Origin of the sequence: Streptomyces sp. MUM 2J (assembly GCF_022414535.1) — a bacterium.
Classification (GTDB): Bacteria; Actinomycetota; Actinomycetes; order Streptomycetales; family Streptomycetaceae; genus Streptomyces.
The window spans coordinates 105996-125371 of the sequence record NZ_JADWYM010000014.1 but is presented as its reverse complement, the minus strand read 5'-3'; the positions used below and the strand labels follow the sequence as shown (position 1 = coordinate 125371).

General features: G+C 72.5%; 15 protein-coding genes, 1 tRNA gene and 1 pseudogene. 9 read left to right on the top strand and 8 right to left on the bottom strand.

Annotation, left to right across the window (positions count from 1 at the left end):
• Window positions 1–138: 138 nt before the first annotated feature.
• The 3 genes from I3F54_RS15025 to I3F54_RS15015 form a co-directional block, all read right to left on the bottom strand.
• Window positions 139–666 carry a transposase family protein gene (locus I3F54_RS15025; RefSeq protein WP_240119262.1) on the bottom strand — a complete coding sequence of 176 codons (528 nt, stop codon included), beginning with the start codon at window positions 664–666 and terminating at the stop codon, window positions 139–141.
• A 304-nt stretch (window positions 667–970) separates the two neighbouring features.
• A complete protein-coding gene (gene ltrA / locus I3F54_RS15020) occupies window positions 971–2437 on the bottom strand; it encodes a group II intron reverse transcriptase/maturase (RefSeq protein WP_240119243.1) in 1467 nt (488 codons plus the stop codon).
• 664 nt (window positions 2438–3101) lie between these two features.
• The gene (locus I3F54_RS15015; RefSeq protein ID WP_240119242.1) at window positions 3102–3437 is read right to left on the bottom strand and encodes a hypothetical protein; all 336 of its coding nucleotides are present in this window, start codon (window positions 3435–3437) and stop codon (window positions 3102–3104) included.
• Window positions 3438–4061: 624 nt separating this feature from the next.
• Between I3F54_RS15015 and I3F54_RS15010 the strand changes: the two are divergent.
• Window positions 4062–4682, top strand: a pseudogene (locus tag I3F54_RS15010) (class I SAM-dependent methyltransferase); the annotation flags it as partial.
• 196 nt (window positions 4683–4878) lie between these two features.
• Here I3F54_RS15010 and I3F54_RS15005 read toward each other — a convergent pair.
• Window positions 4879–4965: transfer RNA gene (locus I3F54_RS15005), tRNA-Ser, on the bottom strand.
• 210 nt (window positions 4966–5175) lie between these two features.
• Complete coding sequence (locus I3F54_RS15000; protein WP_240119241.1) at window positions 5176–6705, bottom strand: S1C family serine protease; 1530 nt, start codon at window positions 6703–6705, stop codon at window positions 5176–5178.
• Between the two features lie 329 nt (window positions 6706–7034).
• On the opposite strand from I3F54_RS15000, the gene I3F54_RS14995 reads away from it, so the two are divergent.
• From I3F54_RS14995 to I3F54_RS14985, 3 genes are all read left to right on the top strand, one after another.
• On the top strand, window positions 7035–7862 hold the full coding sequence (locus tag I3F54_RS14995; RefSeq protein ID WP_240119240.1) for a glycerophosphodiester phosphodiesterase: 828 nt from the start codon (window positions 7035–7037) through the stop codon (window positions 7860–7862).
• Between the two features lie 219 nt (window positions 7863–8081).
• A complete protein-coding gene (locus I3F54_RS14990) occupies window positions 8082–8720 on the top strand; it encodes an ATP-binding protein (RefSeq protein ID WP_240119239.1) in 639 nt (212 codons plus the stop codon).
• A gap of 242 nt (window positions 8721–8962) precedes the next feature.
• Window positions 8963–9928 carry a DUF5926 family protein gene (locus tag I3F54_RS14985; protein ID WP_240119238.1) on the top strand — a complete coding sequence of 322 codons (966 nt, stop codon included), beginning with the start codon at window positions 8963–8965 and terminating at the stop codon, window positions 9926–9928.
• A 289-nt stretch (window positions 9929–10217) separates the two neighbouring features.
• On the opposite strand, the gene I3F54_RS14980 is transcribed toward I3F54_RS14985, so the two are convergent.
• Both I3F54_RS14980 and I3F54_RS14975 read right to left on the bottom strand, forming a co-directional pair.
• Window positions 10218–10835 carry a hypothetical protein gene (locus tag I3F54_RS14980; RefSeq protein WP_240119237.1) on the bottom strand — a complete coding sequence of 206 codons (618 nt, stop codon included), beginning with the start codon at window positions 10833–10835 and terminating at the stop codon, window positions 10218–10220.
• Window positions 10836–10892: 57 nt separating this feature from the next.
• Window positions 10893–11594: a bifunctional DNA primase/polymerase gene (locus I3F54_RS14975; RefSeq protein WP_240119236.1), complete on the bottom strand. Its 702-nt coding sequence runs from the start codon at window positions 11592–11594 to the stop codon at window positions 10893–10895.
• Window positions 11595–12215: 621 nt separating this feature from the next.
• Between I3F54_RS14975 and I3F54_RS14970 the strand changes: the two genes are divergently transcribed.
• The 3 genes from I3F54_RS14970 (at window position 12216) to I3F54_RS14960 (ending at window position 16748) form a co-directional block, all read left to right on the top strand.
• The gene (locus I3F54_RS14970; RefSeq protein ID WP_275677473.1) at window positions 12216–13601 is read left to right on the top strand and encodes a PP2C family protein-serine/threonine phosphatase; all 1386 of its coding nucleotides are present in this window, start codon (window positions 12216–12218) and stop codon (window positions 13599–13601) included.
• A 142-nt stretch (window positions 13602–13743) separates the two neighbouring features.
• Complete coding sequence (locus I3F54_RS14965; RefSeq protein ID WP_240119234.1) at window positions 13744–15207, top strand: aminopeptidase P family protein; 1464 nt, start codon at window positions 13744–13746, stop codon at window positions 15205–15207.
• A gap of 122 nt (window positions 15208–15329) precedes the next feature.
• The gene (locus tag I3F54_RS14960; RefSeq protein WP_240119233.1) at window positions 15330–16748 is read left to right on the top strand and encodes a PLP-dependent aminotransferase family protein; all 1419 of its coding nucleotides are present in this window, start codon (window positions 15330–15332) and stop codon (window positions 16746–16748) included.
• 186 nt (window positions 16749–16934) lie between these two features.
• On the opposite strand, the gene I3F54_RS14955 is transcribed toward I3F54_RS14960, so the two are convergent.
• Entirely contained in the window at window positions 16935–17423 is a 489-nt protein-coding gene (locus I3F54_RS14955) for an ATP-binding protein (RefSeq protein WP_240119232.1), read from the bottom strand.
• Window positions 17424–17665: 242 nt separating this feature from the next.
• On the opposite strand from I3F54_RS14955, the gene I3F54_RS14950 reads away from it, so the two are divergent.
• Both I3F54_RS14950 and I3F54_RS14945 read left to right on the top strand, forming a co-directional pair.
• The gene (locus I3F54_RS14950) at window positions 17666–18493 is read left to right on the top strand and encodes a hypothetical protein (protein ID WP_240119231.1); all 828 of its coding nucleotides are present in this window, start codon (window positions 17666–17668) and stop codon (window positions 18491–18493) included.
• 135 nt (window positions 18494–18628) lie between these two features.
• Window positions 18629–19357, top strand: coding sequence for a YcnI family protein (locus tag I3F54_RS14945; protein ID WP_240119230.1), 729 nt, complete (start codon window positions 18629–18631; stop codon window positions 19355–19357).
• Window positions 19358–19376 lie beyond the last annotated feature (19 nt).

The following is a 19376-nucleotide window of genomic DNA, read 5'->3' as shown; positions in this document are numbered from 1 at the left end:
TGTGCTGGTCGTGGGCTGCCTGCGGTAGAGATCAATTTCCGGTAGTGGCCTCGAGGTTCGTCGGGACGAGCAGCGCGCGAAACAGGTGGGTGGCGCGCGCGGGGTCAGTACGGAGCTTGGCGAGGATCCTCCAGTTCTTCAGGTGGGCAAAGCCGCGTTCAACGGGGACGCGTCCGGCGGCCAGGACCCGGTCGGCCTCCTTCTCGGCGGGGGGTGAGCTCGCGGGCGCGGGTGGCCCTGAAGCCGGGGACGACCACGGGATCGTCCCCGTCGTCGTCCAGGCCGAGGAAGCCGAGGCCGGCCAGGGCACCGAGGCCGGCAGCACGCAGGCGGGCCCGGACGCGGGTCGCGGCGGGCGGCGGTGATGTCGTGGGTGCGGCCGGGCCGGGCGGCCGATATCCACACCAGACGGCCCCGCTCGTCGGTCAGCGCGAGGACGAGCAGGCCGTGGCGGCGATGCTTGCCGGAGTAGTTCGGGCGGTTCGCCTCTCCGGTACGGCGCTGGGTGGGAATGAGGGTGCCGTCGGTCAGGACGCCCCCGCCGCCCCGCGGGGCGATCTTCTTCAAGGCGCGATCCAGGCGAGGGGCCTTCGCGGCCAGCAGGTGGATCAGCTCGTCGCGCCAGCGCCGGATGGTGGTGGCGGAGATGTCATTGCCGCCGGCCATGTCGGCCAGGCGCTGATCGTGCCGCAGCACGGCCAAGACGATCACCGCGATCTTCCCGGGCGGCAGCGCCCGCCACCTCGACCGTATCGCTTTGAGACGGCGTCGCAGTAGGTCGGCGAGGTAGTTCAGGTGCGCGTGGACAGCGGCAGGCGGCACTGGTAGACCAGGGACACGCTGTCCCCGGCGTGCTGTTGAGTCGGCACGGAGCGCGGTGCTGGTGTTGCCACCGGTCCGTTTCTCCGTGCCGCTCGCCGAACCCGGCGTACCCGTCTCCGAGTACCGGGCTCTCCACGGACTCAGCCGTTCAGGCGTGGTTGAGACGTGTCCAGGGGTTGGGGATCCTGTTGCCTCTGTAGCGGTAGCGGGTGACCGTCACCGCCTGGAGGTCGAACAATTCGATCCCATCAGCCGAGGGCCTTTGCCACCGTCCGTTGTGGTCGGTGAGGCGTCGGCGGACGTCCTTCCACTTCCAGCGGTGCAGCGCCATCCACCAGCTGATCACCCGGTGCCACGTGAAGCTGGCCAGGGAACTCAAGGTGGCTTTGCAGACTGCGTGCTTGAAGTAGTTGGCCCAGCCGCGCATGATCTGGTTGAGCCTGATCAACACGTCCCTGGGGTTGTGCTGCGACGTTCTGTTCGTCAGGGCACGGATCTTGTCCTTCAACTGCCGGATGGGCCGGTCAGCGATGAAGGTGTAGACGTACCACTTGTCCGTTCCTCGCTTGCGGCGCCACTGGATGCGGAACCCCAGGAAGTCGAACCCGTCCGCCATGTGCACCACCTGTGTCTTTGCCTCGGAGAGGCGAAGACCGAGCGGTTGCAACATCTCGGAGATATCCTCGCGCAGCGCCTCGACGTCGTCGCGCTCGCCGTCGACCAGAACCACGAAGTCGTCCGCGTAGCGGACGATGCGCCAGTTCGGATGTCCGGCAGCACGGCGACGTTTGCGCAGGTTGCCGGTGGCCATCTCCCCGCCCGGCTCCCACGGCCTGGTGAAGTGCTCATCGAACGCCGACAGGGCGATGTTCGCCAGAAGCGGGGAGAGGATGCCGCCTTGCGGGGTGCCGGTGAGGGTGTCCTCGCGGTTGTTGTCCTCGGTAAGGACGCCGGCCTTGAGGAACGCCTTGACCAGCCGCAGCACGCGCTTGTCCTTGACTCGCGCTCGCACCCGGTCCATCAGGGCCGTGTGGTCGATCGAGTCGAAGCACGCCTCGATGTCCGCGTCCAGGACCCAGCGGTAGCCGTGGGTGCCAGAGAAGTGGATCTCGGCGATCGCGTCATGTGCCCGCCGCAGAGGCCGGAAGCCGTAGGAGACCGGCTTGAAGTCGGCCTCGAAGATCGGCTCCAGCACCAGCTTGAGGGCTGCCTGGACCACGCGGTCGGCGATGGTCGGAATGCCTAGGCTTCTGACCTTGCCCGAACCACCCGGTTTGGGGATCTTACGCTCGCGTACCGGCAGCGGGCGAAACTCACCCGATTTCAGTACATGACGAAGATCCTCCAGGAACCCGTAGGGGCCAATCTTGCGCTCGACGTTGACGGCGGTGAGGCCGTCCACCCCGGGTGTTTTGGCCCCTTTGTTTCCCGCGACCCGTTCGAACGCCACCAGTAGCGTCGCCGGGTCGCACACGAGGTTGAACAGATCGTCGAACCTGCGGCCCTCATCGGCCGCCGCCCAACGGTGAAGTTTGGTCTGCATCCCCGATACCCGCTGGTGAGACCCCATGGGGGCCTCTGGTGCACCGCTGTTCAGCGGCGCGTCTTTCGGCATTGCAGCCTCCTTCCCTTCTCGATTCCGCTGCCGCCCTTCCCCATGTGCCAGGCTCTCCCCGGCTCGGAGTACTACGGCGGCTCCGCCCTGTCCCGGCCCGGTCGGCCGACGGTGGGCCCAGCCTGCGACCGCACTGGAGGCGTTGTCCCAGGTCAGGACCGGAACAGTTCCCGTGTTCACGTGTCGTTCGATCGACGGAGTAGGAGCCCGGCTATACCCCCGCGGCATCGCCACGACTACCCCGCAGCACTTCGTCGTGGCCTCCCCGGACGGCACATAGCAACCGCCCGGGAAGTTCCCCGCCCCCAAAGCAAGGCAGGGACTCACCGCATCCAGCCCAGATCCGCCAGGTTCGAGCTGGTGACGAGTAAGGAGGCGTCAACGCCGGTTCCTCGCGTACTCCTTTCCGTCTCGCTTGCCGGACCCGCACCATCTGGCAGTGCTGATACGTCCCGGCTTTGTCAGGGCCGCTTGCCACCCTTCCCGGCACCTCCCGGGTCGGGCTGCCCTCAGCTTCAACCGCCCCGCTGCGACAGAGCGGCGGTGGCGTCCTTTCATCGCCACTCGAACAACTCGCGCTTCACGGCGCACCTTTGGTTTTCGTCACACAATTCCGACAGCCGCCGGGGGCACCTTGGTTACGCCCCGATCGCGTGCGGACCGTTCACCAGCGGGTGGTGAACTTCCCGTCGGGTCGTTTGTGCAGCCAGCCGCGGTCGGCCAGCTTCGTGAGCTTCCCGCGCAACGGCTCCGGCTTGCCCCGTGTCCCGGTGACCAAGCCCAGCACCTCGCCGATCTGCCGGGTGGAGACCGGGCCGGCGGCCTGCCGCACCGCGGTCAGGATGCGCTGGTACTCCGCCGGCAGTGCGGACTCAGCCACCCCCGGCCCACGGTCCGGGACCAGCCGCACAGCCCGACCTGCCACCTGGACCGGCGACCCGGCCTCCGTGCGCTCGTCGGCGAGCTGCTCGCTCATCCGCTGCCACACCCGCTCGGCCACGGCCGGCCCATCGCGCTCAGCTCGTACCTCCGACAGCTGCTTGACCAGCTGCTCTTCGAGCCGTCCAGCTCCGCACGCCGCGCGGCGATCCGCTCCAACACCTCGGGATCCATCATGGGCCGGAGCGCAGAAGCGGCACCCGCGACGACGGACGGGAATCCACAAACCCACTCCTGCCAGACGATCTACACCCCAGACTGCCGCCCACGACCCGCACGAGCACCCCGAAACGACATCACACCAGCACCCTGACCAGCCACTTCAAGATGGCGCAGCTTCACTGATGTCGGGTGCTGTCCCCAGTCGCCGTCGACAGCGCCGGACGCGACGGGCCTTTGTGTGCCGCCGTTGCCGCCAGAGGTGCCGTCAAGAATGGGTGTCCTGAGATGCCCGACGTCCGATGCACGGGACACCCGCGCCTTTGCCGAGCATCTCCTGACCGTCTGGTGCTGTGCCCGCACCCGCCGAGAGTAGGTCAGGGCTCGCCCGCCCACACGACCTTCTGGTCCGTAGGATCGTGCAGCTTGCCCTGAGGGGTGCCAACGGCCCCCTACTCCGATTGCCCAGCCGGCGATCACGGACTCCGTATGCCGTCGTTGCGCTCGGTTGCTAGCTTCCGTCCCCGTGACGGAGCACCAGGACGAGACCAGGGCGGCCTACGACGGGGTCGTCGAGCTGTATGCGTCAATGTTCGCTGATCGGTTGGAGACGCAGCCGTTCTCGCGGAACATGATCGGCACCTTCGCCGAGTTGGTGCGCGGGACGGGGAACCCGCGAGCAGCCGATGTCGGGTGCGGGCCTGGACATCTGACGGCCATGCTGCACGACCTGGGGTTGGACGCCTTCGGGCTCGACCTCTCCCCGGGCATGGTCGAACATGCCCGGCGGGCCCACCCGGCGCTGCGGTTTGACGAGGCACGGATGGAGGCCCTGCCGATCGAGGACGGCGCACTCGGCGGTGTGCTGGCCCACTATTCGATGATCCATACCCCGCCCGAGGAATTGCCAGCGCTACTCGCCGAGCAGGTACGTGTCCTGGCACCAGGGGGCCTGCTCCTGGTCTCGTTCTTCGCGACCGACGGACCGGAGCCGGTCCGCTTCGACCACAAGGTGACGCGCGCCTACAGCTGGCCGGTGGACCGGTTCGCCGAGCTGCTGGCCAAGGCCGGGCTTGTCACGTTCGCGCGGCTGCTCCACGACCCGGCATCCGAGCGGGGCTTCCTCGACGCCCACTTGCTGGCCCGCCTCCGCCAGAGCGTGCGCGCTGACCAGCGGGTTCCTGGCCCCGGTCCGCCGGTTCTTGGTCCACGTCTGGTCCACGTCTGGTCCACACGCACCGATCCACAACGCGACAGGGCCGGATGAAGGCGAGACAGGCCCGATGCAGAAGGGGTGCCCCTCGATGAGGGGCACCCCTTCTGACCAGCACGTCTATGACCTGCGGAGGCGGTGGGATTTGAACCCACGGTGACATCGCTGCCACGACGGTTTTCAAGACCGTTCCCTTCGGCCGCTCGGGCACACCTCCCCGCACCGCCCACCAGGGGCGGAGCGGCTACAGCCTACCGGCCCCGCGGCGTGGGCGGGTGCCGAGTCCGGTTGGCGTCCGGGGTGAGAGCGGGCCCGGTGGCCGCGGGGAGTGGGGCCCTGCCGCGCCCGGGCCCGGGGCCCCGACGGTCACCGGGTCAGCTGTCGCGGTGCGGGCGCCCACCTCGCGGCGCGGGCGCCCAGGCGCAGGTCAGCTGTCGCCGGAGCGGGCGCCCAGGGTCAGCTGGACCGTGTGGCTCTTGCCGTTGCGTTCGTAGGTGAGGGTGACCTTGTCGCCGGGCTTGTGGGTCCAGATCTCGCCGATCAGGGTGGGGCCGGAGTCGATCACGTGGTCGTCGAGCTGGGTGATGACGTCCCCGGGCTTGAGGCCGGCCTGGGCGGCGGGACCACCGGGCTCGACGGCGGCCGAGCCGCCGGCGCCCTGGTCGGTGATCTTCGCGCCGTCGGTGGTGTTCTCCAGGGAGACCGAGGCGCCGATCCGGGCGTAGACGGGTTTGCCCGTCTTGATCAGCTGCTGGGCGACGTACTTGGCCTGGTTGATCGGGATGGCGAAGCCGAGGCCGATGGAGCCGGACTGGCCGGACCCGCCCAGGCCGCCGCCGCTGGTGGACTGGATGGCGGAGTTGATGCCGATGACGTTGCCCTGGGCATCGAGGAGGGGGCCGCCGGAGTTGCCCGGGTTGATCGAGGCGTCCGTCTGCAGCGCGCTCATGTAGGAGGCCTGGCTGCCACGGCCGTCGCTGGAGGCGACCGGGCGGTTCTTGGCGGAGATGATGCCGGTCGTCACCGTGTTGGACAGGCCGAAGGGGGCGCCGATCGCGATCGTGGTGTCGCCGACCGCCACCTCGTCGGAGTTGCCGAGGGGCAGCGGCTTGAGGTCGGACGGCGCGTTCTTCAGCTTGATGACCGCGACGTCGTAGCCCTGGGCGTGGCCGACCACCGTGGCGTCGTACTTCTTGCCGTCGGGGAAGGTCGCCGTCAGGGTGCCGCCGTCGACGGCGTCCGCGACCACGTGGTTGTTGGTGACGATGTGGCCCTGGGTGTCGAAGACGAAGCCGGTACCGGTGCCGCCCTCGCCGTTGGTGGACTCGGCCTCGATGGTGACCGTGCTGGGCAGCGCCTTCGCGGCGACGGAGGCGACCGTGCCGGGGTCGCGCTTGACGTCGCCGCCGCTGGTGGAGGCGGACACGGTCGTCGAGCCGTTGCCGTCGTTGCCCTTGGCCAGCTGGTAGCCGATGCCGCCGCCCACTCCGCCGGCGATCAGCGCGGCCACCAGGACGGCCGCGACGAGTCCGCCGCGGCCCGGCTTCTTCGGCGCGGGCTGCTGCTGGTAGGACGCGCCCCAGCCGGCGCCCGAGCCGGCGCCGCCGTCGGCGTACCCGGGCAGGGTGGGGGGCGGCGGGGGCGGCCACCCGGCGTGCGGGGCGGAGGAGGGGGCGGGAGCCGCACCCGGGGCCGAGGGGTCCCCGGCGGGGTGCTGCGGGTCGGTGCCGCCCTGGGCCGACGCGTAGGGCGCGGCCGGCCGGGCGTGATGGGGCGGCTGTTCCTGGTGACCCGCGGGGACGGCCGGTGGCTGGGCGGTGGCGGCGCCGCTCTCCGGTGCGGGCTGCGGCGTGTGCTCAGGGGCGGCGGGGTGCGAGGGAGTTGCGGGAGACGCCACCGGCACAGGGGGTGCAGACGGGGCCGGGGGTACCTCGGTGCCCTCGTTCTCGGTGCTCACAGCTCTTCTCCTCGATCCACGGCTGTCGTTGTTGTCGTTGTTGTCGTTGTCGGTCGCACTCGGTCGCGCCCGTTCGCGTTGCTGCCGTCCCGGCGCACGGTCGGTGTGCGAGTGCTCATGCGCGCCGTCGGCGGATGCTCGCCGACGGCAGGTGTATGCCGTCAGCTTTTCCCACGGGCCGTCAGAGCACCATAAGCGGTGCCTGTGGGTCCGCGGCCACTCTTTATAGAGGAAATTCCCGGCAAACTGGACGCACGCGCGGAGTGTCGCCGCCACCTGCCGGCACCCTCGACCCGACACCTGCCCCGTCGCGGTGGCACCATGACGCGGTGACCCACGCACGACAGCACCACATCCAGGTCGTCGCCCATCGCGGCGCCTCCGAGGACGCCCCCGAGCACACCCTCGCCGCCTACCGGAAGGCGATGGAGGACGGGGCGGACGCCCTGGAATGCGATGTGCGGCTGACCGCGGACGGCCACCTGGTGTGTGTGCACGACCGCCGTGTCAACCGTACGTCCAACGGCCGCGGAGCAGTCTCGGCACTGGAGCTCGCCGACCTCGCCGCGCTCGACTTCGGCTCCTGGAAGACCCGCGAAGCCTGGCGCGGCCGGGACGAGGAACCCGACTGGGAGCACCGCCCCGAGGACCTGGAGGCGACGTCCGTCCTCACCCTGGAGCGGCTCCTGGAACTCGTCGCCGACTCCGGGCGCCGCGTGGAGCTGGCCATCGAGACCAAGCACCCCACCCGCTGGGCGGGCCAGGTCGAGGAACGGCTCCTCGTCCTGCTGAAGCGGTTCGGGCTCGACTCCCCGGCCTCGGCCGCCGAGTCACCGGTGCGGATCATGAGCTTCTCGGCCCGGTCGCTGCACCGCGTACGGGCCGCCTCGCCGACGCTGCCGACGGTGTACCTGATGCAGTTCGTCTCGCCGCGGCTGCGCGACGGGCGGCTGCCGGTCGGCGTCCGGATCGCGGGCCCCTCGATCCGGATCGTGCGCAACCACCCGGCGTACGTGGAGCGCCTGAAGAAGGCCGGCCACCGGGTGCACGTGTGGACCGTCAACGACGCCGAGGACGTGGATCTCTGCGCCGACCTGGGGGTCGACGCCATCATCACCAACCGCCCGCGGGCGGTGCTGCACCGGCTCGGCCGCTGAGCGACACCGCCCGCAGGGCGGCGGCCGTCACGGGCCCACGCCTCTGACGGCCACCACATGACGGCGCGCCCGAGGCGGGCCGGCAGAACTCCACACCACGCACCGGAACCGCCGTGACCGGCGACGGAGGGCGCCGCAGGGCGCCGCAGGGCGACAGAAGGCGACGGACCGATCACGGGGAGTGCTCCGGCGCGTTCGGAAGGGGGGCGATCGGGGCGAGTGCGTCACCGGAAGAGGATTGGCCGGTTTCCGGTACAGGCCAATGGGGCATCCACACCGTGGCGTGGGGCGAAGGAGGTCTCGGGGGTGGCGTTGGTGGTGGCACAGGAGGTGCCCACGTCGTCGAGCATGGCCGTGCCCCATGGCCCTGCGGGCGTGGGGGAGGCACGGCACCGGATGCGCGAGCAGCTGCGCAGGTACGGCGTGGCGGAATCGGTCGTCGACGATGCCGTGCTGATCCTTTCCGAGCTCTTGAGCAATGCGTGCAAACACGGCCGTCCGCTGGGCGACGCCTTCGCCGGGGACGGCGACGTGCGGGCCGCCTGGCGCGTGGACCCGACCGGCAGACTCGTCGTCGAGGTGACCGACGGCGGCGGTCCGACCCGTCCGGCCCCGGCCACCCCGTCGGTGACCGCGCACGGCGGTCGCGGGCTCAGCATCGTGACGGCGCTGGCCGACGACTGGGGTGTGCGGGACGACATCCACGGCGAGGTCACGGTGTGGGTCGTCGTCCACCAGGACGTGCACGACCCGGACGCGGGGCACCGGCGCCACGACTTCGCCGCCCGGGTGGCGGCCCCGTCCGTGGCGGCGATGCCGGACCTGGGCTTCGCCGACGCGTTCGACACCCTCGACTGAGCCGGCCCGGCGGCCCGCAGGAGGGCCCCGCTCCGTCCGCGCAGGACGGAGCACCCCGGGCGCGGGCCGGCGGACGGGCCCCGCCCGCCGACGACTGCCGGGTGTCCGCCGTTCCCGGCGTGGCGCGGGGCTGCGCCGCGGCCCTCCGTCGTCCGTGCGTCGTCCACGGGTTCCCGTCGGCCGTGGCCTGAACGGCTAGGCTCGCGCCGTATCAGACGAGCCGTAACCGGGAGACACGCACGATGGCCAAGAAGCGACCCCAGACGAAGGGCAGGCGCCCGCAGATCACGGAGGGAGAGATCCCGGTCGTCGGCGCCCGCGAGCCCTGCCCCTGCGGCAGCGGACGGCGTTACAAGGCCTGTCACGGACGGGCCGCCGCGCAGGCCGCGACCGAGCTGGTGCAGCGCCCCTTCGAGGGGCTGCCGGGCGAGTGCGACTGGGTGGCGCTGCGCGAGCTGGTCCCGGCCGCCACGGTCGAGCTGCCCCTGAAGGACGGCCTGCCGGAGGGCGTTCCGTCCGTGACGCTGGCCACCGTGCTGCCGATGGCCTGGCCCGCGCTGCGCCGCGACGACGGCTCGGTGCTGCTCGGCCTGCAGAACGACACGGCGTCCGGCGACATCAGCCGCGACCTCGCCGACACCCTGCGGCGCGCCCTGGAGGCGGAGCCGGGCAGCCCGGTGCAGGGCCGCCGCGCCCCGGCCGACGGGCCGCGGCTGCAGGACGTGCTGGACGCCGGCGCCGCGTTCGAGCCGGTGGTGCACAGCGGCTTCGAGTTCTGGGTGCCGGACGCGGAGAACGCCACGCCCGACGTGGCCGCCTCCCTGGAGCGGGCCAACGCCGCGGCCATCCCGACCGCGCGGCTGACCGGCGTGGACGCGGCCTACTGGTGCCGGACCCCGGAGAAGAACCACCTGCGCTGGGTCATGCCGTACCCGGAGGAGCAGCTTCTGGACGCCCTGGCGCGGCTGCACGCGGCGGGCGCGTCGAGCCTCGGTGAGGGCACCCGCCTGGTGGGGTCCTTCCGCGCCCACGGTCTGCTCGTGCCGGTCTGGGACCTGCCCGTCTCGGTCGGTGCCGACGACATCGAGAAGCCGGCGGCCGAGTTCGCCGGGCGCCTGGCCGGTGCCCTGGCCGCGGACGCGCCGCTGACCGCGGAGGAGCGCCGTGCCCGTGGTGGACTCACCAACCGCCAGGTCACTCTCAGCTGACACACGGGGAACGCCTCGCCCGGGCTGACCGGCCGGTCAGCCCGTTCCGGCGCTGCGGAACGGGTGACACCTGTCACAACTCCCCTTGGTTTCAGGGGAGTCGGTGTCCGAAGAAGCCCTGTCCGGCCGTGTGGGACGGTGTCCGAATAGGCGGGGGAGACAGGAGATCGAATTTGCCTGGGGCCGATCTCTTGTTACCGTTCGAGTAGCCCGGTTGCTGGTGCATCCCCCGTCGCCAGCAACCGGGCCTCTTTCTTGCCCGCCTGGGTGTACAGAGCACCACCCGGAGTCAATTGCCCGTGTGCATCGGGGAATTGCTCCCCGACCGCAGCAGCAGCGGTCCGCCGCCGTCGGCCCGGGCGAACTCCGCGACCGCCGTGTACGCGTCCATCGCGCCCCGCGTCCGCTCCCTGGGCGTCTCGCACGTCCCCGGCTCGTCCTCGGAACCGATCCGGCAGTGCATCTGCATCGTGCGCCCCTGTGGCCCCATGAGGCTCAGGACGGCCTCCAGGTCACGGCCGGTGGCGTTGCGGAAGTAGGTTCGCGCCCAGGTCTCCTCACCCTGCGCCAGCACGCAGGTCTGCGCCTCGATGCCGCCCGGCGTGGAGAGTTCGGGACCGCAGCGCGCGGCGGTGGCCACCCCCAGGCCGAGCAGCAGGGGTGAGCCGGGCGTCCGGGCGGTGGGGGCCTTCCCGTCACCGGCGCCGGTGGCCGGGCCGCGCCCGGAGGCGGATCCGCTCCGGTCGCCGGAAGCCGGGCCGCTCCGGTCGCCGTAGGCGGCTTCGCGCGCCCCGGCGGGCGCGACCGTGCGCCCCTCGCCCTCGGGCTGCTCCGCGGAGGCCGCGGCCAGCGGCAGGGCGACGGCGCAGACCGCGAGGCCCCCGAGGGCGAGGAGACGAAGGTTCATGGCAAGGGAAGATAACGAGGCGAGACGCGGGACCCGTTCCGCGCGCGCCGGACACCCCTACAACTCGGGCGCGCTCACACCCGTACGAGTGAGGGCCTCGACCACCGCGTCCACCACGGCCTCCACGTCGGGCACCCACGGTGAGGCCGAGCCCGGCAGCGGCGCACGCTCCCAGCGGACGGCGCCCCGGCCGGTCTCGGACGGGGGCAGCGCGAGGTATCCGCCCTCGCCGTGGAAGCGGAGGGATCCGGGCACGAACTCCTTGGCGTACAGCAGTTCGCCCAACTGCTCCAGGGAGTAGGGGCGGACGAGGATCGACCAGCGGGCGGGCGAGGCGACGACCGGGCCCAGGCGGATGCCCATGCGGTCGAGGGCGGCGAGGGCATGGGCGGCCGGCAGGGCGGGCAGGCTGACGGCGCAGGGCGCGCGGCCTCCCCCGCTCCCGGCGCCGCCGGGGCCGAGGGCACCCCCGGTGGCCAGGATGATCGGCGCCGCGGGCCGGTTGGTCCACCACCAGCGCACCATGCGCTCGTCGGTGGTGGCGGCGAGGAGACCGGGCTCGAAGGGATGGGCACCGGGCACGGTGCACTCGGGGTCGGGACAGTCGCAGCGGGACCGCCCCTGGGGGTCGGCCGCCACACCCGGGAGCACGGGCCACCGCCACTCCGTCGCGAAGGTCAGGGCCGCGCTGATCAACTCAGGGCTCCCGTCCTTCCGCTGGGACAGACGCCTGCGTCGCCTTCCGAGGATCTCGCGCATGAGCGCTCGTTCCTTTCCGTTGCACGCCTGGCAACACCGTGGGCCACATCACACCATGTGTCGATCACTTCACTGTGCGTATCAGCTGGCGCATCACTCCCCGTGCGCACGGCAAGGGGAACCCCTCACGGGCGGAGCGTCAGCCGCTCCGTCCCTAGTGCGTCTAGCTCAAGCATGGGCGTGGCGTGGGGTGGCGAAGTATGGCGTTTTGCCGTCCCGCGTATTTCTCTCCGCCTCCGCCACGAGAGGATGGGGCACGGTCGTCGGTGGATAGGACGCCCGGTCCGGTCACCAGGTTCCAGGTGGCCCCAACCACCCCCGGCCCTTACCGAGTACGTACCCATCACGACCGCAGTGACGCTCTGTGGAGCGAGCCCAGTCGACCGCAATCACCCGTTACCCGAGGCAGTTTTAGGCCAACTTCACTATTCCGCAAGGGGTTACCCGCGGAAGCCGTCAAAAGCATCCCGGACCCCATGGACACCAGGAATCCCCGCAGGACAATGCTGGACATCCCCTCACGAGTGCGTGTACATGTGGAGACACTGCTAGCGGCGCAGAATGACATGGGGGTTTTGCGATGCTTTTGAGCAATCCGCACCGGTCGGAAAGCCGGACACCATGAACGCCCCTCACCCTTCCAAAGTGGCCGGAATCGACTCAACGGTTCCCGCGCCCGCCCACACTGTCGCGCCCGCGCCCGCAGGCTCCCCCGTTCCGCCGCCCCACGCCCCCGGCGCCCTGCTCCAGGACCGCCTCGCCGGCTGGGTCTCGGACCTCACGACCCTCCACGAACTCACCGAGCGCCTGGCCCGCACGGCCGGCCTCGACGAGGGGCTGAAGGAGTTGCTGGAAGCGGGAGCCTCCCTCGTCGGCGCCCGCCGCGGACTCGTCGTCCTGGAACCGGCCGACGGTCTCGGCCCCGACACCACCATCGGCCTCGGTCTGGGCCGCGCCGACCTCGGCCACATCGAGACCGTGCCGCGCAGCGCCCTGTCCTACGGCCGCATCCTGGACGGCCTGCCCGGCTGCGACGACGCAGTGGCCGAGCCGGACCTGCTCGCCGAGGACGGTCCGGACCCGCGCCACCGCGAGGTCGCCGCCCGCCTCGGCTACGCGGCCAGTTACGCCCTGCCGCTGGCCACCGAAGCCGACGGCCGGCTCGGCGCCGCCGTGTGGCTCTACGACGAGCCCGCCGAGCCCGACGAACGCCGGCAGCACCTGATCGGCCTGTACGCGCGCTACGCCGCCGAGCACCTCTCGCGCCTGCTGGAGGTCGAGCGCACGCGCGCGTCCATGGCCACCATGAGCGAGGAGCTGCTGCCCTCCCGGCTGCCGCGGGTCTCCGGCGTCCAGCTCGCCGCACGGCACCGCACCGGTCCGCGCGGCGGCGGCGACTGGTACGACGCGCTGCCGCTGCCGGACGCCGCGCTGGGCCTCGCCGTCGGCTCGGTCACCGGCGCCGGGCCGAGCGCCGTCGCCGCGATGGGCCGGTTGCGGGCGTCGCTGCGCGCGTACGCCGTCATGGAGGGCGAGGACCCGGTCGCCGTCCTGTCCGACCTGGAGCTGCTGTTGCGCCTGACCGAGCCCGCCCGCTCGGCCACCGCGCTGTTCGCCTACTGCGAGCCCGCCCTGCGCAAGGTCACCCTGGCGGGAGCCGGGCACTGCCCGCCGCTGCTCGTCGGTGAGCGCCGTACCGAGTTCGTGGAGACCTCCGTCTCCGCCCCGCTCGGCATGCTCGCCTGCTGGGAGGCGCCCAGCGTGGAGCTCACGGCGGAACCAGGCGAAACGGTGCTGCTGTACTCCGACGGCCTGCTGCACCGCACCGGTGACTCCGTCGACCGGGCCTTCTCCCGGCTGCACGCCGCGGCGGCCGCCGTCCCCAGGTCACTGCGCCACGACCCGGACGCGATCGCCGAGCACGTGCTGCGCACGGTCCTCCCGGACGGGCTGGACACGGCCGACTCCGAGGAGGACGTGGTGCTGCTGGCGGCGCGGTTCGAGTAGCCGTCCGGCGCCGTGGAGCAGCGCCCCGGTGTAACAGGTCCTTCGCCGCTGGGCCCCCTTACATGCGACCGTACGATGAGGGGACCTCCTGCTCGCACGAAACCGCGAGCAGGGGGCGGGTCCAGTGCCGTATCCAAGGAGGATGACCGTGGCGGAAGAGCTCCCGGAGACCCCGGAGATCTCTGAAGAAGAGCCCATCGAGCAGCGCAAGAACGGCCTCTACCCGGGCGTCTCCGACGAGCTGGCCGCGAGCATGCAGTCCGGCTGGGCGGACACCGAGCTGAGGGACCTGGAGCCGATCGCGCAGGCCGCCGAGACCGCCGCGCGCCGCGCCCGGCTGTCCGCCCGCTTCCCGGGCGAGCGGATCGTCGTCCCCGCGGGGAACCTGAAGACCCGCTCCAACGACACGGAGTACCCCTTCCGCGCCTCCGTCGAGTACGCCTACCTCACCGGCAACCAGACCGAGGACGGCGTCCTCGTCCTGGAGCCGAAGGGCGGGGGCCACCGCGCGACGATCTACCTCCTGCCCCGCTCCGACCGGGAGAACGGCGAGTTCTGGCTCTCCGGCCAGGGCGAGCTGTGGGTCGGGCGCCGCCACTCCCTCACCGAGGCGGAGAAGCTGTACGGCATCCCGGCCTCCGACGTGCGCGAGCTCGCCGACGCGCTGCGCGAGGCGACCGGCCCGGTCCGCGTGCTGCGCGGCTACGACGCCGGCGTCGAGGCCGCCCTCACCGACAAGGTCACCGCCGAGCGGGACGACGAGCTGCGCGTCTTCCTCTCCGAGATGCGCCTGGTCAAGGACGGCTTCGAGGTTGGCGAGCTGCAGAAGGCCGTCGACTCCACCGTGCGCGGCTTCGAGGACGTCGTGAAGGTCCTCGACAAGGCCGAGGCGACCAGCGAGCGCTACGTCGAGGGCACGTTCTTCCTCCGCGCGCGCGTGGAGGGCAACGACGTCGGCTACGGCACCATCGCCGCGGCCGGACCGCACGCCTGCACCCTGCACTGGGTGCGCAACGACGGCCCCGTGCGCTCCGGTGACCTGCTGTTGCTGGACGCCGGTGTGGAGACGCACACCTACTACACCGCGGACGTCACGCGCACGCTGCCGGTCAACGGCCGCTTCAGCGAGATCCAGAAGAGGATCTACGACGCCGTGCACGACGCGCAGGAGGCCGGCATCGCGGCGGTGAAGCCGGGTGCCAAGTACCGCGACTTCCACGACGCCGCGCAGCGGGTGCTCACCGAGCGTCTCGTCGAGTGGGGCCTGGTCGAAGGACCGGTCGAGCGGGTGCTGGAGCTGGGCCTGCAGCGCCGGTGGACGCTGCACGGCACCGGGCACATGCTCGGCATGGACGTCCACGACTGCGCCGCCGCGCGGACCGAGAGCTACGTGGAGGGCGTCCTGGAGCCGGGGATGTGCCTGACCGTCGAGCCGGGCCTGTACTTCCAGGCCGACGACCTGACGGTTCCGGAGGAGTACCGGGGCATCGGCGTCCGCATCGAGGACGACATCCTCGTCACGGAGGACGGCAACCGCAACCTGTCCGCCGCGCTGCCGCGGCGGTCGGACGAGGTCGAGGCCTGGATGGCCTCGCTCAGGGGCTGACACCGATCCGACGGCCGGGCGCCCTGGGGTGCCCGGCCGTCGTCGTGGTCCGCGGCGCCCGCCGCGGACCGGTCGTGTGTCCCCGCGCCACCCTGGGGCGGCGCGGTCACCGAGGGGGACGGGTGAACGACTTCTTGCGCGGCTGCGGTGTCGATCTGCACCTCGAAGCCGACGCCCGCGAAGGACGGCGGGCCGGACTGGAGCGGGCCCTGCGGGACGCCGTGCGCGACGGCCGGCTTGCGCCCGGTGGGCGGCTGCCCGCGACCCGGCGGCTGGCGGAGGAACTGGGGCTGGCGCGGAACACCGTGAAGGCCGCCTACGACCAGCTCGTCGCGGAGGGCTATCTGACCGCCCGGCAGGGATCGGGGACGCGGGTCGCCTCCCTGCCCGCGGTCGCCGCCGCGGTGCCCGGGTCGGCGGCACACGCGCGTGCCCCCCGCTTCGACCTGCGGCCCGGCAGCCCGGACGTCGGGGCGTTCCCGGCGGCGGCCTGGCTGCGGGCGCTGCGCCGGGCCGTCGCCACGGCGCCCTCACGTGCGTACGACTACGGCGATCCGCGCGGGCGCATCGAACTGCGGCGGGCGCTGTCGGCGTACCTCGGGCGTGCGCGGGGTGTCGTCGCGCCCCCGGAGCGGATCGTCGTCACCTCCGGGTACGTACAGGGGCTGGCCCTGCTGACGCGGGTGCTGGACGGTGCCGCCATCGCCCTGGAGGACCCCGGGCTGCCCTTCCACCGGGAGGTCGTGCGGCGCAACGGCGCGACGGTGGTACCGGTACCGGTCGACAAACGGGGCGCCCGCGCCGACGCCCTGGACGATGTCTCGGCCGTCGTCGTGACCCCGGCGCACCAGTACCCGACCGGCGTGACCCTGCACCCCGAGCGCCGGCGGGCGCTGACCGACTGGGCACGCGCGCGGGGCGGACTGATCGTCGAGGACGACTACGACGGCGAGTTCCGCTACGACCGGCAGCCCGTGGGCGCACTGCAGGGCATGGCTCCGGACCGGGTGGCGTACCTGGGGACCGCGTCCAAGACCCTCGGGCCCGGGCTGCGGCTGGGCTGGACGGTGTTGCCGCCGCACCTGGTCGACGCGGTCGCCGACGCCAAGCTGCACAGCGACCATCACACCGAGGCGATCGGCCAGTTGGCGCTCGCCGAGCTGATCGACAGCCACGCATACGACCGGCACGTGCGCGCCTGCCGGCTGCGCTACCGGCGCCGCCGGGACCAGCTGCTGGAGCGGCTGGGCGGCCGACGGGGTGTGCGGGGGGTCGCGGCCGGTCTGCACGCGCTGGTGGAGGTCGCCGACGAGCGGGAGGTACTGGCGCGGGCGGAGGCGGAAGGGCTGGCGGTGGGGGCCCTCGGGGAGCACTGGCACCTCCCGGGGGCTACGGCGGCTCCCGCCGCGGGCCGTGCGGGCGGCGCCGGCGCGGGTGGCACCGACCGGCCGCAGGGCATCGTCGTCGGGTACGGCACGCCCGGGGAGGGCGCGTACCCCGAGGCGCTCCGGGTGCTGGCGTCGGTGCTGGAGGGCGCCTGACCCGCGGGCACCGGCGGCGTGCCCCGAGGGGGCCGGCCCGGGCCGCACGTCGGCCGGCGCGGCACGGGTGGCGTGCCCGGGGCGGCGGGCGTGGCCGCCCCGCACGTGCGGAGTGCCGCGAGGCACGGGGACGGGCGGCGCTTCCCTGGTCCGGACCCGTGGGGACGTGGGGCGGGCGCCCCCCTGCTACACCGCCATCAGCGGAGCGTCCTCCCGCCACTTGAGGATCTTGTCGAAGCTCACGACGGCGCCGCCGCGGCCCGGCCGGGTGCCGATGTGGACGTGGTCGGTGAGCTGGCGGATGAGGTGGAGGCCCCGGCCGTGCTCGTCGTCCTCGTGCGCGGGGCGGGCGAGGGGCGTGCCCCCGGGGCGGGCGGTGCCGTGGGCCCGCGGGAGGTCGGGCGGGGCGAACCCCGGGCCGGAGTCGGTGACTTCGATGCGGCACTTCTCGCCGTCGAGGTAGGCGGTGACGTGATAGGCGCCCGCCAGGCCACCGGGCACGGTGCCGCCGCCGTGCTCGACGGCGTTGGCGCAGGCCTCGCTGAGGGCGACGGAGATGTCGTAGGAGATGTCCGGGTCGACGCCCGCGGTCTCCATGGCGCCGAGCAGCAGGCGCCGGGCCAGCGGCACGCTCGCGGCATCGCGCCGCAGATGGAGGGACCACCAGATGCTCATGCTCCAGCCTCCCGGCCGCGGCTCGACATACGGTTACGTATTGCCACCCGCGCCTGGCCGTAAGCCCGGATTCGACGTGATCCCGCCCATATGGGGGATGCGTCGAGGGCGATAATCGGTGTATGTGAGACCGGGCACCCCAGGTGGGCACCAGCCGCACCAGAACATGATCTTCCGTTCGTACGGCACCTTGTGGACCTGCCGCCGGGGCGTGGGGCGGGCAGTGGGATGATGGGCCCGCCATGACTGCCCCTGCCTCGCGTCCCCACCCGCGTCCGGCACGCGCCGGACGCGATCTGCGCCTGCTGCGGGCCGCGGTGTTCTCCGCGGTCTGCGTCGCGCTGGCCGCCTCGGGGCACGTGCTGGCCTCCTGCGCCACGGTCCCGCTGTGGGCCCTGGGGGCGGGATTCCTGGGGGCGCTCGTGGTCGTGGTGCCGCTCACCGGGCGGGCGCGGTCGCTGCCCGGGATCGCGGCGCTGCTCGCGATCGGGCAGATCCTGCTGCACACCGTGTTCGGGCTGAGCCAGCAGACCGCCGGGGCGTCGGGCGCCTCGGCCGGTTCCGGCTCCGACGGCTCCCTGGTCGCGCAGGCCGCACGGCTGGTGTGCGGGGCCACCGCGTCGAGCATCAGCCCGGCCCGGGCCCAGCAGATCCTGGCCGACGCACACATCGCTCCGATCGGCTCCGCACGCCATCCCGCCGGGGCCGTGTCCACGGCCGCGGGCTGTATGTCGTCACTGCTGCCGTCCCTGCCGATGCTGCTCGGCCACGTCCTGGCCGCCCTCGCCGCCGGCTGGCTGCTGCGCCGCGGCGACCTGGCCGTGCTGCGGCTGGCCGACGTGGCGGCGCTGTCGGCGCACGAGGTCGCCGACGGGGCGCTCGTGCGGTCCCTGCGCGCGGCGCTCGCCCTGGTGCGCGCCCTGCTCGCCGGGCTGCCGGCCGCGCCGCAGCACGGCCCGCGCCTGCCGCGCACCGCTCTGCTCCCGCCGCGGATCCGGGCCACGGCGGAACTCCAGCACTCGGTGATCCGGCGCGGCCCGCCTGCCGCCGCGTTCGCCCTCGCCGCCTGACGCGACGCGACCACCGCGCTCCGAGAGAGCGTCCGGGAACTCCGAAGAGGACTCCAGGGGGCCGCCGCCGCTCGGCGGCCGTTCCCCACCGACTCGTTCGGACTCGAACCCACTCGAAGTGGAGTACTGCCTTCCATGAAGGTTTCCCGTATCGCCGCCTCCGGCGCCCTGGCCGCCACCGCCGTCCTCGCGCTGTCCTCCCCCGCCCTCGCGCACGTCTCCGTGCGTCCGGAGGGAACGGCCGCCAAGGGCGGCTACGCCGTCGTCGACTTCAAGGTGCCCAATGAGCGCGACAACGCCTCGACGACCAAGCTGGAGGTGACCTTCCCGACCGGCCACCCGCTGGCCTCGGTGATGCCCGAGCCGATCGACGGCTGGAAGATCGACGTCACCAGGTCCGAACTCGCCAAGCCGCTGGAGATGCACGGCAAGAAGATCACCGAAGCGGTCTCCAAGGTGACCTGGACCGCGACCGGCCAGGGGATCGAGCCCGGCTTCTTCCAGAAGTTCCCGCTCTCCGTCGGCACGCTCCCCGAGGACGCCGACCGACTCGTGTTCAAGGCGATCCAGACGTACTCCGACAAGGAGGTCGTCCGCTGGATCGAGGTGCCGCAGCAGGGACAGGACGAGCCGGAGCACCCGGCGCCCGTGCTGACGCTCTCCGCCACCGAGGACGAGCACGCGCCCGCCGCCGCGGGCGCGGCGAAGGCCTCCGACGACACCGCGAACGCCGCCGCGACCACCGCGTCCGACGGCGACGGCACCGACACCACCGCCCGGGTCCTGGGCGTCGTGGGCATCGTCGCCGGCGTGGCGGGCGTGGCCTTCGGCGTCCTCGCCGGCCGCCGCCGCAGCGCCGCCTGACGCCCGTTCCCCACGGCAC

Excerpts from the sequence above, each read along its gene's own strand:
- I3F54_RS15025 (WP_240119262.1), bottom strand. The coding sequence starts at position 666 with ATGGCCGGCGGCAATGACATCTCCGCCACCACCATCCGGCGCTGGCGC.
- ltrA (WP_240119243.1), bottom strand. The coding sequence starts at position 2,437 with ATGCCGAAAGACGCGCCGCTGAACAGCGGTGCACCAGAGGCCCCCATG.
- I3F54_RS14985 (WP_240119238.1), top strand. The coding sequence starts at position 8,963 with ATGGCCAAGAAGCGACCCCAGACGAAGGGCAGGCGCCCGCAGATCACG.
- I3F54_RS14980 (WP_240119237.1), bottom strand. The coding sequence starts at position 10,835 with ATGAACCTTCGTCTCCTCGCCCTCGGGGGCCTCGCGGTCTGCGCCGTC.
- I3F54_RS14975 (WP_240119236.1), bottom strand. The coding sequence starts at position 11,594 with ATGCGCGAGATCCTCGGAAGGCGACGCAGGCGTCTGTCCCAGCGGAAG.
- I3F54_RS14970 (WP_275677473.1), top strand. The coding sequence starts at position 12,216 with ATGAACGCCCCTCACCCTTCCAAAGTGGCCGGAATCGACTCAACGGTT.
- I3F54_RS14965 (WP_240119234.1), top strand. The coding sequence starts at position 13,744 with ATGACCGTGGCGGAAGAGCTCCCGGAGACCCCGGAGATCTCTGAAGAA.
- I3F54_RS14955 (WP_240119232.1), bottom strand. The coding sequence starts at position 17,423 with ATGAGCATCTGGTGGTCCCTCCATCTGCGGCGCGATGCCGCGAGCGTG.
- I3F54_RS14950 (WP_240119231.1), top strand. The coding sequence starts at position 17,666 with ATGACTGCCCCTGCCTCGCGTCCCCACCCGCGTCCGGCACGCGCCGGA.
- I3F54_RS14945 (WP_240119230.1), top strand. The coding sequence starts at position 18,629 with ATGAAGGTTTCCCGTATCGCCGCCTCCGGCGCCCTGGCCGCCACCGCC.